The sequence below is a fragment of the Pseudomonas sp. Z1-29 genome, assembly GCF_051131995.1.
In the GTDB taxonomy this organism is placed as follows: domain Bacteria; phylum Pseudomonadota; class Gammaproteobacteria; order Pseudomonadales; family Pseudomonadaceae; genus Aquipseudomonas.
Window position 1 is genome coordinate 5,900,001 of record NZ_CP071645.1, and the last position, 15,218, is coordinate 5,915,218.

At 59.4% G+C, this 15,218-nt stretch carries 16 protein-coding genes (1 of these 16 only partly in view); 11 read left to right on the forward strand and 5 right to left on the reverse strand.

The window, feature by feature from the left end; genetic code table 11:
* Positions 1–542 carry the beginning of a CaiB/BaiF CoA transferase family protein gene (locus J3P84_RS26760; protein ID WP_434626690.1) on the reverse strand. The gene continues 679 nt to the left of window position 1, outside the view, so the window shows 542 of its 1,221 coding nt (coding positions 1–542); its start codon is at positions 540–542; its stop codon lies beyond the left edge, outside the window.
* A 13-nt stretch (positions 543–555) separates the two neighbouring features.
* Positions 556–1,737 (reverse strand): acyl-CoA dehydrogenase, encoded by a 1,182-nt coding sequence (locus tag J3P84_RS26765; protein ID WP_434626692.1) that lies wholly within the window; start codon positions 1,735–1,737, stop codon positions 556–558.
* A gap of 157 nt (positions 1,738–1,894) precedes the next feature.
* Here J3P84_RS26765 and J3P84_RS26770 point away from each other — a divergent pair, with 157 nt between their 5' ends.
* The 10 genes from J3P84_RS26770 (at position 1,895) to J3P84_RS26815 (ending at position 11,699) form a co-directional block, all read left to right on the forward strand.
* On the forward strand, positions 1,895–2,794 hold the full coding sequence (locus J3P84_RS26770) for a LysR family transcriptional regulator (protein WP_434626694.1): 900 nt from the start codon (positions 1,895–1,897) through the stop codon (positions 2,792–2,794).
* Between the two features lie 430 nt (positions 2,795–3,224).
* Complete coding sequence (locus tag J3P84_RS26775; RefSeq protein WP_434626696.1) at positions 3,225–4,346, forward strand: Re/Si-specific NAD(P)(+) transhydrogenase subunit alpha; 1,122 nt, start codon at positions 3,225–3,227, stop codon at positions 4,344–4,346.
* Positions 4,347–4,361: 15 nt separating this feature from the next.
* The gene (locus J3P84_RS26780) at positions 4,362–4,685 is read left to right on the forward strand and encodes an NAD(P) transhydrogenase subunit alpha (protein WP_003187010.1); all 324 of its coding nucleotides are present in this window, start codon (positions 4,362–4,364) and stop codon (positions 4,683–4,685) included.
* The gene (locus tag J3P84_RS26785) at positions 4,685–6,121 is read left to right on the forward strand and encodes an NAD(P)(+) transhydrogenase (Re/Si-specific) subunit beta (RefSeq protein ID WP_305497645.1); all 1,437 of its coding nucleotides are present in this window, start codon (positions 4,685–4,687) and stop codon (positions 6,119–6,121) included. Before J3P84_RS26780 ends, J3P84_RS26785 begins: the two co-directional genes overlap by 1 nt.
* Before the next feature lie 197 nt (positions 6,122–6,318).
* Positions 6,319–7,812, forward strand: a complete 1,494-nt coding sequence (locus tag J3P84_RS26790) for an acetyl-CoA hydrolase/transferase family protein (RefSeq protein WP_434626698.1) — start codon at positions 6,319–6,321, stop codon at positions 7,810–7,812.
* Between the two features lie 319 nt (positions 7,813–8,131).
* Positions 8,132–8,347, forward strand: a complete 216-nt coding sequence (locus J3P84_RS26795) for a DUF1127 domain-containing protein (RefSeq protein ID WP_003187014.1) — start codon at positions 8,132–8,134, stop codon at positions 8,345–8,347.
* Between the two features lie 313 nt (positions 8,348–8,660).
* Positions 8,661–8,978, forward strand: a complete 318-nt coding sequence (locus J3P84_RS26800) for a DUF2388 domain-containing protein (RefSeq protein ID WP_305497647.1) — start codon at positions 8,661–8,663, stop codon at positions 8,976–8,978.
* A gap of 106 nt (positions 8,979–9,084) precedes the next feature.
* Positions 9,085–9,390: a DUF2388 domain-containing protein gene (locus tag J3P84_RS26805; protein WP_434626702.1), complete on the forward strand. Its 306-nt coding sequence runs from the start codon at positions 9,085–9,087 to the stop codon at positions 9,388–9,390.
* A gap of 30 nt (positions 9,391–9,420) precedes the next feature.
* On the forward strand, positions 9,421–9,741 hold the full coding sequence (locus J3P84_RS26810; protein WP_434626705.1) for a DUF2388 domain-containing protein: 321 nt from the start codon (positions 9,421–9,423) through the stop codon (positions 9,739–9,741).
* The gene (locus J3P84_RS26815) at positions 9,738–11,699 is read left to right on the forward strand and encodes a DUF4105 domain-containing protein (RefSeq protein ID WP_434626709.1); all 1,962 of its coding nucleotides are present in this window, start codon (positions 9,738–9,740) and stop codon (positions 11,697–11,699) included. Before J3P84_RS26810 ends, J3P84_RS26815 begins: the two co-directional genes overlap by 4 nt.
* Before the next feature lie 81 nt (positions 11,700–11,780).
* Here the strand turns inward: J3P84_RS26815 and trpA are convergent, their stop codons facing one another.
* Together trpA and trpB are read right to left on the reverse strand one after the other, a co-directional pair.
* Positions 11,781–12,593 (reverse strand): tryptophan synthase subunit alpha, encoded by an 813-nt coding sequence (gene trpA, locus J3P84_RS26820; protein ID WP_434626712.1) that lies wholly within the window; start codon positions 12,591–12,593, stop codon positions 11,781–11,783.
* Positions 12,593–13,825, reverse strand: coding sequence for a tryptophan synthase subunit beta (gene trpB / locus J3P84_RS26825; protein ID WP_305497651.1), 1,233 nt, complete (start codon positions 13,823–13,825; stop codon positions 12,593–12,595). The genes trpA and trpB overlap by 1 nt, the downstream gene beginning before the upstream one ends.
* A 112-nt stretch (positions 13,826–13,937) precedes the next feature.
* Between trpB and J3P84_RS26830 the strand changes: the two genes are divergently transcribed.
* Entirely contained in the window at positions 13,938–14,855 is a 918-nt protein-coding gene (locus J3P84_RS26830; protein WP_434626715.1) for a LysR family transcriptional regulator, read from the forward strand.
* Here the strand turns inward: J3P84_RS26830 and J3P84_RS26835 are convergent.
* Complete coding sequence (locus tag J3P84_RS26835; RefSeq protein WP_186611411.1) at positions 14,828–15,154, reverse strand: DUF883 family protein; 327 nt, start codon at positions 15,152–15,154, stop codon at positions 14,828–14,830. The two genes, J3P84_RS26830 and J3P84_RS26835, sit on opposite strands and share 28 nt — an antisense overlap.
* Positions 15,155–15,218 lie beyond the last annotated feature (64 nt).

Sequence of the window (15,218 nt, forward strand, 5' to 3'; positions counted from 1 at the left end):
AGGATATCGGTCAGCGCAACACCGACCTTCACCGGCCCTGCCCCCTCATCCCCTTCCGGCCGGCCAGTCAGACTCATCAAGCCGCCCAACCCTTGGATCATGAAGTCGTAACCGGCACGCTTGGCGTAAGGGCCCGTTTGACCAAACCCGGTGATGGAGCAATAGATCAGTTCCGGGTTGATTGCTTTTAGCGAGTCGTAATCCAGACCATAGGCCGCAAGGCCACCCACCTTGAAATTCTCGATCAGGATGTCGGACTTGGCCGCCAGTTCCCGGATCAGCTTTTGCCCTTCGGGGCGCGTGAAATCAATCGTGACCGATTGCTTGTTGCGATTGGCCGACAGGTAATAAGCCGCCTCGGTCGTATTCTCGCCATAGGCGTCTTTCAGAAAGGGCGGCCCCCAGGCACGCGTATCGTCACCGTTACCCGGACGCTCGACCTTTATGACCTCCGCCCCCAGGTCCGCGAGGATCTGCCCGGCCCAAGGCCCAGCCAGAACCCTCGATAAATCCAACACCCGCAGATGCGAAAGCGCGCCCATGGCCGTTCCCCTATTAATAGAACGCTTGAATGCCGGTTTGCGCGCGGCCAAGGATCAACGCATGAACATCGTGCGTACCCTCGTAGGTGTTCACCACCTCAAGGTTCACTAAATGACGAGCAATGCCGAACTCGTCGGAGATGCCATTGCCGCCCAGCATGTCCCGCGCCATGCGTGCAATATCCAGGGACTTACCGCAAGAGTTGCGCTTCATGATCGAGGTAATCTCTACCGCAGCCGTGCCTTCATCTTTCATACGCCCAAGACGCAGACATCCTTGAAGCGCGAGGGTGATTTCAGTCTGCATATCGGCCAGTTTCTTCTGGATCAATTGATTGGCAGCCAACGGGCGACCGAACTGCTGCCGGTCGAGCGTGTATTGACGGGCGGTGTGCCAGCAAAACTCGGCAGCCCCCAGGGCGCCCCAGGAAATGCCGTAGCGAGCCGAGTTCAGACAGGTGAACGGCCCTTTCAAGCCACGCACGTCCGGAAAGATGTTTTCTTCCGGCACGAATACGCTGTCCATGACGATCTCGCCGGTAATCGAAGCACGCAGCCCGACCTTGCCGTGAATCGCCGGAGCAGTCAGGCCCTTCCAGCCCTTCTCCAGCACGAAGCCTCGGATATCGCCGGCGTCGTCCTTCGCCCAAACGACAAACACATCCGCGATCGGACTGTTGGTGATCCACATCTTGCTGCCGGTCAAGCTGTAGCCGCCTTCAACCTTGCGCGCCCGAGTGATCATCGCGCCCGGGTCGGAACCATGGTTCGGCTCGGTCAGGCCAAAGCAGCCTATCCATTCGCCTGAAGCCAGCTTCGGCAGATACTTCTGTTTCTGCGCCTCGGTGCCGAATTCGTTGATCGGCACCATGACCAGTGAGGACTGCACGCTCATCATCGACCGGTAGCCGGAGTCCACACGCTCCACTTCCCTGGCGATGAGGCCGTAGCTGACGTAATTCAGGCCGCTGCCGCCGTATTGCTCGGGAATGGTGGCGCCCAGGAGGCCCACTTCGCCCATTTCACGAAAGATCGCCGGGTCAGTCTTTTCATGACGGAACGCCTCCAGTACGCGCGGCGCCAGCTTCTGCTGAGCGAACTGCTCGGCAGTGTCACGAATCATGCGTTCTTCTTCGGTGAGTTGCTGGTCCAGCAACAAGGGATCGATCCAGCTGAAGCTCGCCTTACTGGCCATGAAAAAGTCCTCGCCAATCAAATGGAAAATCGTGGACTGATCCTAGGCCCGGTTTCCCACAAGAGCAAACGAGGATTCGGCATGTTGTTGTGCTAATTTCTCACTCGGTAAACGCCAAAGACCGCTGTTGTGCGGATAACGAGTGAGGCTTGCGTATATGCGTCGTAAAATCCCAAGCACCGCCGCCCTGATCAGCTTCGAGGCTGCCGCACGCCACGAAAGCTTCACCAAGGCGGCACTGGAGCTCTCTCTCACCCAAGGCGCTATCTGCCGACAGATTGCCAGCCTGGAGGACTTCCTTGGCGTGGAGCTTTTCCGACGCTCAAGACGCGGCGTCAAGCTGACTGAAGCGGGGCTTTCATATAGCCGTCGAATCGCCACGCAACTGGATGCCGTCGAGCGCGATACCCTTTCAGTGATGGGGCACACCGGCGCGAACGTTATCGAACTCGCCGTCGTGCCCACCTTCGGCACTCAATGGCTGCTGCCACGCCTCAAGGATTTCCAGCAGCAGCACCCTGAGGTGACGGTCAATCTCACCAACCGCACGCGCCCTTTCCTGTTCGCCGATACGGATTTCGATGCAGCCATCTACTTCGGCGACGCGGACTGGTCCGGCACCGAATCTCACAAATTAATGGGGGAAAAGCCGTTGCCGGTATGCAGCCCCTCCTTGCTGGGCAACCGCAAAACTCTGACGCCAGAGGCAATCGCCGAGCTCCCCCTGCTCCAGCAGACAACCCGCCCATACGCGTGGCGCCAGTGGTTCAACTCACAAGACCTTAATATCGCGCGCGACCTGACAGGTCCGCGCTATGAACTATTCTCCATGCTTGCCCAAGCCGCCATGCACGATATGGGTGTTGCCTTGATCCCGCCCTTCCTGATCCAGCGCGAACTGGCGGAGAAGCGCCTGGTCATTGCCAACCCCAATGCCCTGTCGAGCCTCAAGGCGTATTACCTGATGATCCCGGAACGGAAGGTGGAATCGGCCTCGCTGCGGGCATTTCGCGATTGGCTGGTCACCGAAGCTAGAAACTATGATGTTGAAAAATAAGGAAAAACGGACCGTGTAAATAAGTAGTAATACTATATTAAGCACTACAGATATAACTATTTGTCGCATTTAACCAAACTGTGATCATATCGGCACAAACGTCCTAGAACCGTTGAAACACGTGGCTTTAAGCCATATCGAGCGAGTCATATCGCTCCATTCATCTGACCGATGCAAAAAGAATCGTAATTACCGTTATCCCTTGATTTGTCTGGGTTTAGCGACCTTTACCTCGCCAGTTGCGACATTCGGTCACAGGGTGACTTGTAGTTATATTTACGTCACCCGTCATAATCCCTTGAAGGGCTGAATATTCGCCTGCAAAATGCCGCGCCCCGCCTGGTCAGGCGGGATCGTGCTGATCGGCCGCCCCAGTCGCACCATCCGAAGTGCCTGGGTTTACTCAATAAGATCACGCAGGAGATTTGACGTGCACATTGGTGTTCCTCTCGAAACCCAGACGGGTGAAACACGGGTTGCTGCTACCCCGGAAACCATCAAGAAGCTGGTCGGCCAAGGCCATAAAGTCACTGTTGAAAGCGGCGCCGGCATCAAGGCCAGCGTTATTGACAGTGCCTATGAGGCAGCGGGCGCAACCATTGGCAGCGCCAGTGATGCATTCGGGGCCGAACTGATCCTCAAGGTGGTCGCCCCCAGCGACAGCGAGCTGACGCTGATCAAGAGCGGCACCGTTCTGGTGGGCATGCTCAACCCGTTCAACAACGAAACCATCGCCAAGCTGGCCGAACGCGGCATCACCGCATTCGCCCTTGAGGCCGCGCCGCGTACCTCCCGCGCTCAAAGCCTGGACGTGCTGTCGTCTCAAGCGAATATCGCCGGCTATAAAGCCGTGTTGCTGGCCGCCCATCACTATCCGCGCTTCATGCCGATGCTGATGACCGCCGCAGGCACCGTGAAAGCGGCGCGCGTGCTGATTCTCGGCGCGGGCGTGGCCGGACTCCAGGCGATTGCCACGGCCAAGCGCCTGGGCGCTGTGATCGAGGCATCGGACGTGCGTCCCGCAGTGAAAGAGCAAATCGAATCCCTCGGCGCCAAGTTCGTCGACGTGCCTTACGAGACCGACGAAGAGCGTGAATGCGCCGTCGGCGTGGGTGGTTACGCCCGGCCCATGCCTGCCAGCTGGATGCAGCGCCAGGCCCAAGCCGTGCACGAGCGCGCCAAGCAGGCGGACATCGTCATCACCACCGCATTGATTCCGGGCCGCAAGGCACCGACTTTGCTGAGCGCCGAAACCGTCGCGCAGATGAAACCGGGCTCGGTGGTCATCGACCTCGCAGCAGCACAGGGCGGTAACTGTCCGCTGACCGTGGCCGATCAGGTGGTGGTCGAAAACGGCGTGACCATTTGCGGCCCGACCAACCTGGCCGGTGAAGTCGCGGCCGATGCTTCGGCGTTGTACGCCCGCAACCTGTTGGACTTCCTGAAGCTGGTCTTCACCAAGGAAGGTCAGTTCGACGTGAACCTGGAAGACGACATCGTCGCCGCGTGCCTGATGTGCCGCGACGGCCAGGTCATCCGCAAAAACGCTTAAGCAGGGATTCAGACAATGGAAGAGCTTATCTCCCCCGGTATCTACAACCTGATCATCTTCGTGCTGGCGATTTATGTCGGTTACCACGTGGTCTGGAACGTTACACCCGCGCTGCACACGCCGTTGATGGCGGTGACCAACGCCATCTCGGCAATCGTGATTGTCGGCGCCATGCTCGCCGCCGCCCTGACTGTAACGCCGCTGGGCAAGACCATGGGCACCCTCGCCGTGGCCCTGGCCGCGGTCAACGTGTTCGGCGGCTTCCTGGTGACGCGCCGCATGCTTGAGATGTTCAAGAAAAAAGCCCCGAAAGCCGTAAAAGAAGAGGCGCCCAAGTAATGAGCATGAACCTGGTAACGACGCTCTACCTGATTGCGTCGATCTGTTTCATCCAGGCCCTCAAAGGCCTTTCGCATCCCACCACCTCCCGCCGAGGCAACCTGTTCGGCATGCTCGGCATGGCGCTGGCAGTGCTCACTACCGTGGGTCTCATCTATAAGCTGGGGGCAGAGCTGGCCACTGCCGGCATTGGCTACGTCATCGTCGGCCTGCTGGTTGGTGGTACCGCCGGCTCGATCATGGCCAAGCGCGTCGAGATGACCAAGATGCCGGAGCTGGTAGCGTTCATGCACAGCATGATCGGCCTGGCGGCGGTGTTCATTGCCATCGCGGCGGTAGTCGAGCCGCAATCGCTGGGTATCGTCAAGCAACTGGGCGATTCGATCCCGGCCGGTAACCGTCTGGAGCTGTTCCTCGGCGCGGCCATCGGTGCAATCACCTTCTCCGGTTCGGTGATCGCTTTCGGCAAGTTGTCGGGCAAGTACAAGTTCCGCCTGTTCCAGGGCGCACCGGTACAGTTTGGTGGCCAGCACAAGCTCAACCTGATCCTGGGCCTGGCAACGCTGGGCCTGGGCCTGACCTTCATGTTCACCGGCAACCTCGGCGCGTTCGCCTTGATGTTGGCCTTGGCCTTCGTGCTGGGTGTGCTGATCATCATCCCGATCGGCGGCGCGGACATGCCGGTGGTGGTCTCGATGCTCAACAGTTATTCGGGCTGGGCGGCCGCCGGTATCGGCTTCTCGCTGAACAACTCGATGCTGATCATTGCCGGCTCCCTGGTAGGTTCGAGCGGTGCGATCCTGTCTTACATCATGTGCAAGGCGATGAACCGTTCGTTCTTCAACGTGCTGCTCGGTGGCTTCGGCAACGCCGCAGATGCGGCTGGCCCGGCAGGCTCGAAAGAAGCCCGCCCGGTGAAATCCGGTTCGGCAGATGACGCGACCTTCCTGCTGACCAACGCCGACACAGTGATCATCGTGCCGGGCTACGGCCTGGCGGTGGCACGGGCGCAGCATGCGTTGAAAGAGCTGACCGAGAAGCTGACCCACCATGGCGTGACCGTCAAATATGCGATCCACCCGGTGGCCGGTCGCATGCCCGGGCACATGAACGTCCTGCTGGCCGAGGCCGAAGTACCTTACGACCAGGTGTTCGAGATGGAGGACATCAACTCCGAGTTCGGCCAGGCCGACGTGGTGCTGGTGCTGGGCGCCAACGATGTGGTCAACCCGGCGGCGAAGAACGATCCCAAGTCGCCGATCGCCGGCATGCCGATCCTCGAAGCGTTCAAGGCCAAGACCATCATCGTCAACAAGCGCTCGATGGCCAGCGGCTATGCCGGCCTGGACAACGAGCTGTTCTACCTCGACAAGACCATGATGGTGTTCGGCGACGCCAAGAAGGTCATTGAGGACATGGTCAAGGCCGTGGAATAAGCTCCGCAGTGTTATCAAAACGCCCCGACTTGTCGGGGCGTTTTGATTTGTATCAAGGCTGAAAGTTACCGATACGGTAATGATGTTTTGCCTGAAACGCCCGTAATAGACGCCTCAAATGCGACTTTTGTAGCGGCTCGGGCACGGCGCGAATTCTCTACACTGCGCATCCTGCTTCCTGCCCGAGACAACCATCCATGTACCGTGACCGCATCCGCCTGCCTTCGTTGTTGGACAAAGTGATGAGCGCTGCCGAGGCAGCCTTGCTGATTGAGGACGGGATGACCGTTGGCATGAGTGGCTTCACCCGCGCCGGAGAAGCCAAGGCGGTACCTCATGCACTGGCCGAACGGGCCAAGCTCATGCCGTTGAAAATCAGCCTGATGACCGGAGCGAGCCTGGGCAACGATCTCGATAAGGAGCTCACGGAGGCAGGCGTGCTCGCGCGACGCATGCCCTTCCAGGTGGACAGCACCCTGCGCAAGGCCATCAACGCTGGCGAGGTCATGTTCATCGACCAGCATCTATCGGAGACCGTTGAACAGATGCGCAACGCGCAGCTCAAGCTGCCCGATATCGCCGTGATCGAAGCCGTGGCTATTACCGAACAAGGTCATATCGTGCCCACCACATCAGTGGGCAATTCGGCCAGTTTTGCGATTTTCGCCAGACAAGTGATCGTCGAGATCAATATGGCCCACAACCCGAATCTGGAAGGGCTCCACGACATCTATATCCCGAGCTACCGCCCAACCCGCACACCCATTCCCCTGGTGAAGGTCGAGGACCGCATCGGTAGCCCTGCCATTTCAATCCCCGCGGAAAAAATTGCCGCCATTGTCATCACCCATCAAGCGGACTCACCCTCCACCGTCCTGCCACCTGACAGCGATACACAGGCTATTGCCGATCACTTGGTCGATTTTTTCAAGCAAGAGGTGGCAGCCGGACGGATGACCAACAAGCTCGGCCCCTTGCAGGCCGGAATCGGTAATATCGCCAACGCCGTGATGTGCGGTTTGATCGATTCCCCGTTCGAAGAACTGACCATGTATTCCGAGGTGCTGCAGGACTCGACCTTCGACCTGATCGATGCGGGCAAGCTGAGTTTCGCTTCTGGCAGTTCCATCACCTTGTCGGCTCGACGCAATGCCGATGTCTTCGGCAACCTGGAAAGGTACAAGGACAAGTTGGTCCTGCGCCCGCAGGAAATCTCCAACCATCCAGAAGTTGTGCGCCGCCTGGGCATCATCGGCATCAACACAGCGTTGGAATTCGATCTGTACGGCAACGTCAACTCAACCCATGTGTGCGGCACGCGGATGATGAACGGCATTGGCGGATCAGGCGACTTCGCCCGGAATGCGCACCTGGCGGTGTTCGTTACCAAATCCATCGCCAAGGGCGGTGCCATTTCCAGCGTCGTGCCGATGGTCAGCCATGTGGACCATACCGAGCACGATGTCGACATCCTGGTAACAGAGGTCGGCCTGGCCGACCTGCGGGGGCTCGCACCACGGGAGCGAGCGAGGGTCATCATCGACAACTGCGTACACCCTATCTATCGCCAGGCGCTCAGCGACTATTTTGAAGCCGCTTGTAAGCTGGGCGGACATACGCCGCATATCCTGAAGGATGCGCTCAGTTGGCACCTCAACCTCGAGGAAACCGGACGCATGTTGGCGATTTGATACAGCTGGCCTAGCGATACAGCAATAACAGTTTCGGTGAATGCTTACGGCAGGGACAGTCGCCGTATAAAACTGTACTACTGTACGGGTGATTTCTTACACCCCACTCCTACAAAACCGGGAAGAACAGCCTAAAATGCACCTAAATTGTGCAGATAGGTACAGTCGCCTCAATATCGACCAGTACACCGCGCTTTAACAGTTAACTGGTCTCTCACAATACAAGTGAACTGTATCTAGAGAGACTGGCCAAACGAGAGGATCATGGGCACCAGTCAAACCACTACCTGATCCCGCCACAAGCGGAAGGATGTCAACCATGGAACGTACACTCAGTTCCGAGCTGTTTTTCGAAGACAAAGCTGAAAAAAACCAGGCTTCCCTGCCTCTTCGCGTTATTGCCAACCTGATGTTGTGGCAGCGCCGCATTGCCAGCCGCCATCAACTGGCTCGTCTGGATTCGCGTCTGCTGGCTGACGCCGGTATCAGCGAAGCACAACGCTACGAAGAGCTGAGCAAGCCGTTCTGGCGCTAACTCAGCGTCGCTGGCCCTGACCCACCGGGTCCATCGCCAGCATCGAATTGAATAAACGAGACCCGTCGTGGGAAACCACGACGGGTCTCGTCGTTTATGAGGCCAGGGTTGAATTTTTACTGAAACTGAACAGTTTTAAAATTTTCAACTATGACAGGTACAGTTCAAACTGCTCGCCTTATTATTGTTCTGTAGCTGTCAGCCGCCGCGTTCTGTCCTAATATCGATCCTGACGTGGCGAAGCGAGTCGAATCTGCGTCTCTTCCTTAACAGCTACACGCACCGGCATCCTTCATCATCAAGGAGTTACATCATGATCCGTCTTCGCCTGCTCAGCACAGCTGTCCTGCTGGCCGTAGCCGCCCATTCCAACGCCAGCAGCTTTATCGTCACGACTGACTCCATCGTCGGCGCACTAAAAGCCACTTCCGACGTAACCTCCGACGCCACCTCTTCACTGCGGGACAACAAGATTGTTCAAGCTGCCCGTGATGATGCCGCCAGCTTCGTGGCTAGCGAAGGGGCCATCCGTGGGGTGAAGCTGGAAAGCGCGCTGGATTTCATTCGCCAGCAGGCTCCCCAGCTCAACGCCACCGATGCGCAGTTGGCACAGGCCATCCTGGTTATTTGATGCAACATGAAACATCGGACACCCAGAGGTGTTCCGATGTTTCAGCGCTGGCTCTGGCCCGCCGGTTTGCGCTAGCCTTCAGGCTCGCCAACAACTGTCGAGTCCCATGCGTTTTTCAAATCTGTACCGAGCCTTTTTCTTCGCAGCTTTCTGCTGGTCTGTTCCGGCCCAAGCCTTTGACGTGTCCACCCAACAGCTGGTGGCCAGCGCTTATGCCACAAGCCTCGTGACCTCGGCGCCCTTCGACAATAAACTGGTCGTCGCCGCTCGCGATGACGCCGCAACATTCATTGCCAGCGATGGACAGTTGCGAGGCGCACAGTTGGAATCGGCCTTGGCTTACCTGCGCCGGAGCCAGCCAAAACTTCACGCCAGCGACCTTGAACTGGCACAGGCAATTCTCGTCCAATAGCTATCTGTTTTTTCTTTTCGGAGTCGTTCCATGCGTAGCCCGCTGATTGCTGCCGCCCTTGGCCTGCTGGTGTTGGCCGATGTGGCCCAGGCACATACCTTGGTAGCCACCAGTAACATCATCGTTCGCGCTTCCCAGCGCTCGATCGATTTCACCTCTGACACCACTACCTCCATCCGTGATTCGAAAGTCGTCCGTGAAGCCCACGATGACGCGGCCAGCTTCGTCGCCAGCAACGGCGAAATTCGTGGCGCTCATCTCGAGGCCGCTTTCGAAACCTTGCGTACCCGCGTACCGGAAGCTCGCGACGCCAGTGATCAGGTTCTCGCCGAAGCCATCCTCGCATTGTGAGGCGACTCGCCGCCTGGCTGACGGCCGGGGTCGTGCTGCTTATCGGCAGCACTGCCCAGGCCGGCCTGCAGCTACACCTCAATAGCGACGGCTTGAGCCCGGCGCAACAGCAGGCCAGTCAGGCATTGCTCGATGAAGCCATGCAAGCATTACCTCCGCGCTTCATCGAGCGATTGGACCGGCGCATCGATGTCGGCTGGACCGACCAGATGCCGGAAAACGCCTACGGCCAGGCTTCGCTGGTGTCACAGCTGGACCTCAACCGTAACCTGCTCGACAGCCTCACCGACGGCAGCGCCGCCAGGCAAAAGACCCAGCGGCCGCACGGCACGGTGCGGCGAGAGATGCTCGCCACGGTCCTCCACGAACTGACTCATATCTATGATCGCTCGCGTCTATGGCCGGATGCCGAACGTGCGCTGATCCAGCGCTGTACTCGACGCAACAGCAGTGCAGGATTGATCGGGCTCCAGGATGAATGCCGGGGCGAGAACGACCGCCGCTTCACCCTCAGCGATGATCCACGCTTGCTCGACTTGGCCGGTTGGCCGCAATACGTCGGCCGCCGCGGCGAACGGGAACAGCATAACCGCCAGGTCGCCCGCAGCCCGGACCTCTACGAGACGAGCAGTCCCAAGGAGTTCGTCGCGGTGAACATGGAGTATTTCCTCCTGGACCCGAGCTATGCATGCCGGCGCCCCGCCCTGTATCGCTATTATCAGGAACACTTCGGCTGGGCGCCTGCCGCCAAGGACACCTGCGCCCAGTCCTTCGCTTTTCTCAACGCCGGCAATGATTTTGCCAAGACGCCGCTGGGCAAGGTCGATCCGGAGCGCGTCTACGCCATCGATTACCTGCTGGCCGAAGCCAACCAGAACTGGGTCAGTCGCTGGGGCCACAGCATGCTCCGGCTGGTGATCTGCGCGCCGGGCCGACCACGTGGGCCGGATTGCCGGTTGGACCTGGATCAGCATCTGGTGTTGTCTTACCGTGCGTTTGTAGGTGATGTACAGCTGTCGAGCTGGGACGGACTGGTGGGCAAATACCCATCGCGCCTGTTTGTGCTGCCGCTGGCCCAGGTAATCGATGAATACACCAAGACTGAACTGCGCAGCCTGGCATCAGTTCCGCTGAACTTGTCTCGTGCCGAGATCGAGGAGACCGTCGAACGTGCCGCCGAAATGCATTGGAGCTACGACGGAAACTACTATTTCCTCTCCAATAACTGCGCAGTTGAAAGCCTGAAGCTGCTGCGCAGCGGCAGTAACAACGAGCAGCTCAAAGGCCTGGACAGCATCATGCCCAACGGCTTGCTGGAAATCCTCAAGGGTCGAGGCCTGGCGGATACCAGCGTACTGGATGATCCCAAGGAGGCACTGCGCCTCGGTTACCGTTTTGACTCGTTCCGCGACCGCTACCAGGCAATGTTCGAAGTCCTGAAAAAGCATCTGCCCATCAAACAGCAAACCGTAGAAGACTGGCTGGCCCTGGACGCCACTGAACGCCGCGCCTGGTTCGAGCAGGCAGACCTGCGCACCAGCGCGGCGCTGCTTCTATTGGAGCAGGCGAGTTTCCGCCGGCAATTGCTGCTGGCTCAGGATGAGGTCAAGCAGCGCTACCTCAATGCCCGCGAATTGCAGAACGGCGGTATGGAACGGGCAAACGCGACGCTGCAGCAGATTCTCGCCAACAGCGGTTTCCTGAGCCGCCCGGCCGAATTGCTGGGCAGCGGCGGCTATGGTCTGCCGCAACCCAGCGAGTGGCAACGACTGGAATCGGAAAGCAGCCTGCGCCAGAAGCAACTGCAAACGCTCACAGGCGACCTGGATAAGGAGGTTCGCGCGTTGCTGGAGCCGAGCCGCGCAGCTGAAATTGCTGCAAGCGAGGCCAACGTGAAGGTGATCGGCGAACATCTGCGCAAGCTGCACAAGGCAGGGGGCGGGTTGGAGTTGCCCTGACCCGTTTGGATGAAACTTTAAAAAGGGGCTCAGAACCCAGTTCTGAACCCCTTTTTTTGTTGCTGCAAACCGAACCTGGAATCAGCCCAGACGCGCCTTGCGCACGCCGTCAGCCAAGGCAGCACACAAGCTCAACACGCCATCGATCGCCTGCTCCGACGTGTCGGCACGGGCGATATGGTCGATCAGCGCCGAGCCAACCACTACCCCATCGGCCAGCCGCGCGATAGCTGCCGCCTGTTCAGGCGTGCGGATACCGAAACCGATACTGATCGGCAGATCGGTATGGCGACGCAAACGCGCCACGGCCTCTTCCACATGTTCCAGCGTTGCGGCGCCGGCACCGGTCACACCGGCAACTGACACGTAGTAGACAAAGCCGGAACTGCCGTTGAGCACGGTAGGCAAGCGCACGTCGTCAGTGGTTGGCGTAGTCAGGCGGATAAAGTCCAGGCCGACAGCCTGGGCCGGTTCGCACAGTTCGCTGTTGTGCTCGGGCGGCATGTCCACCACGATCAGGCCATCGACGCCGGAGTCCAGCGCCTCGCCGATGAAACGCTGCACACCATAACGATGGATCGGGTTGAAATACCCCATCAATACCAGCGGTGTCTCGGTGTTGTCCTTGCGGAACTCACGCACCATCTGCAGGGTTTTCGCCAGGTTCTGCTGGGCCCCCAGGGCGCGGATATTCGCCAGCTGGATTGCCGGGCCGTCAGCCATCGGATCGGTGAACGGCATGCCCAGCTCGATCACGTCCGCGCCGGCGCCAGGCAGGCCCTTGAGGATCGCCAGCGAAGTGTCGTAGTCCGGATCACCGGCGGTGACAAAGGTCACCAGCGCGGCGCGGTTCTGTTCCTTGAGTTCGGCAAAACGGGTTTGCAGGCGGCTCATCAATGTTTCTCCTGCTGGGACTGTTCCATATGGTGCATTACGGTTTGCATGTCTTTGTCGCCGCGGCCGGACAGGTTGACCACCATCAGGTGATCCTTGGGCAGGTTCGGTGCGCGCTTGAACACTTCAGCCAAGGCGTGGGCGCTTTCCAGCGCAGGAATGATCCCTTCAAGACGGCAGCATTTATGGAAAGCTTCCAAAGCTTCGGCGTCGGTGACCGAGGTGTACTGGACCCGACCGATGTCATGCAACCAGGCGTGTTCCGGACCGATCCCCGGATAATCGAGACCTGCGGATATGGAATGGGCGTCGATGATCTGACCGTCGTCGTCCTGCAGCAGGAACGTACGGTTACCGTGCAGCACACCCGGAACGCCACCGTTCAGGCTCGCGGCGTGCTTGCCGGTCTCGATGCCATAACCAGCCGCTTCAACGCCGATGATGTCGACGCTCTTGTCATCCAGGAACGGATGGAACAGGCCCATGGCGTTGGAGCCGCCACCGATGCATGCCACCAGGCTATCCGGCAGCCGGCCTTCCTGGGCTTGCAACTGATCGCGGGTTTCCTTGCCGATCACCGCCTGGAAATCGCGGACCATCGCTGGGTAAGGGTGCGGCCCGGCCACGGTGCCGATCAGATAGAAGGTGCTGTCGACGTTGGTCACCCAATCGCGCAGCGCCTCATTCATCGCATCCTTGAGGGTGCCGGTGCCAGCAACCACCGGGATCACTTCGGCGCCGAGCAGTTTCATCCGGAACACGTTGGCCTGCTGGCGCTCGATGTCGGTGGTGCCCATATAGATCACACACTCAAGGCCAAAACGCGCAGCCACGGTGGCAGTCGCCACGCCGTGCATGCCAGCGCCGGTCTCGGCGATGATGCGTTTTTTGCCCATGCGCCGCGCCAGCAGGATCTGGCCGATGCAGTTGTTGATCTTGTGGGCGCCGGTGTGGTTCAGCTCTTCACGCTTGAGGTAGATCTTCGCGCCGCCGCAGTACTCGGTCAGGCGCTCGGCGAAATACAGCGGGCTCGGACGACCGACATAATCCCGTTGGAAATAGGCCAGTTCCTCAATGAACGCAGGATCTTCCTTCGCCACTTCGTATTCACGGGCCAGATCAAGGATCAACGGCATCAGCGTTTCGGCCACGTAGCGGCCGCCGAACGCGCCAAACAGGCCGTTGGCATCGGGGCCGCTGCGCAGGTTGAAAGAGGTCGTAGGCTGGGTCATCGGGCGCTCCAGGCGAATGCGTAGAAAAACAGTGAGGGCCACTCTACCCCTGCCATCGCGTCCTGAAAACCGATAAGATCGCTGCAACCTGTCAGGAAAACTCACAGATACCATGAGCCACGACCTCCCGCCGCTAAACGCCTTGCGTGCCTTCGAGGCCACCGCCCGCCTGAACAGCGTAAGCCAGGCGGCGGAGCAGCTGCACGTCACCCACGGTGCCGTCAGCCGGCAATTGAAATTGCTCGAAGAGCACTTGGGTGTCAGCCTGTTCATCAAGGATGGCCGTGGCCTGAAACTCACAGATGCAGGTTTGCGTCTGCGTGACGCCAGTGCCGACGCATTCGAACGCCTGCGCACGGTTTGCGCGGAGCTGACGCAAAGCACTGCGGACGCGCCGTTCGTGCTGGGCTGCTCGGGCAGCCTGCTGGCGCGCTGGTTCATACCCCGCCTGGGCAGGCTCAACGCTGATCTTCCCGACTTGCGCCTGCACCTGTCCGCCGGCGAAGGCGACCTGGACCCGAGGCGACCTGGACTGGACGCCCTGCTGGTATTCGCCGAACCGCCCTGGCCAGCCGACATGCAAGTGTATGAACTGGCCAGCGAGCGAATCGGCCCGGTGATCAGCCCGCGCTACGCCGGATTCGCCCAACTGCGGGACGCACCGGCCAGCACACTGTTGGGCGAGCCGCTATTGCATACCACCTCTCGCCCACAGGCCTGGCCAACCTGGGCACGGCAAAATGCCTTGGAACCCCAGTCACTAAGATTCGGGCAAGGTTTTGAGCATCTGTATTATTTACTCGAGGCCGCGGTAGCCGGGCTTGGCGTGGCAATCGCACCGGAACCGCTAGTAGCCGAGGACGTTCGTGCCGGACGCCTGGTCGCGCCGTGGGGCTTCAGTGAAACTCCGGCGCGGCTGGCGTTGTGGTTGCCCAAGCGCGCCGCGGATGGACGCGCCCGGCAATTGGCACAGTGGCTCAGGCATGAGCTGAGCCCACCCATTCAGTCACCGCGCTTGCACAACAAATAAGCGGCCAGCAAACCAAGCGCCCCAACCGCGACACCGGCCGTGGTCCAGGGGTGTTCTTGAGCATAATCACGGGTGGCGATCCCGGTTTCACGGGTTTTCACCTTGACCTCTTCATACGCATCGCTGAGCAGATGCCGAGAGTGTTTCAGTGCGCTTTCGGCATTGGCCTTGAGCGACTTGAGGGTTTTGCGCGACTCGTCCGAAGCGTCGTCCTTCAGGCTTTCCAAGGACTTGAGCAGACTCTCGATCTCCGCTTCCATGCTTTGCAACGAGGCTTTACGTAACGAAGTGCTGGCCATTGTGGCTCTCTCCTGCAGTGGTTGAGTAGCGTGTGTGGATTGGGACTGCGACCGCTTGCGAAAG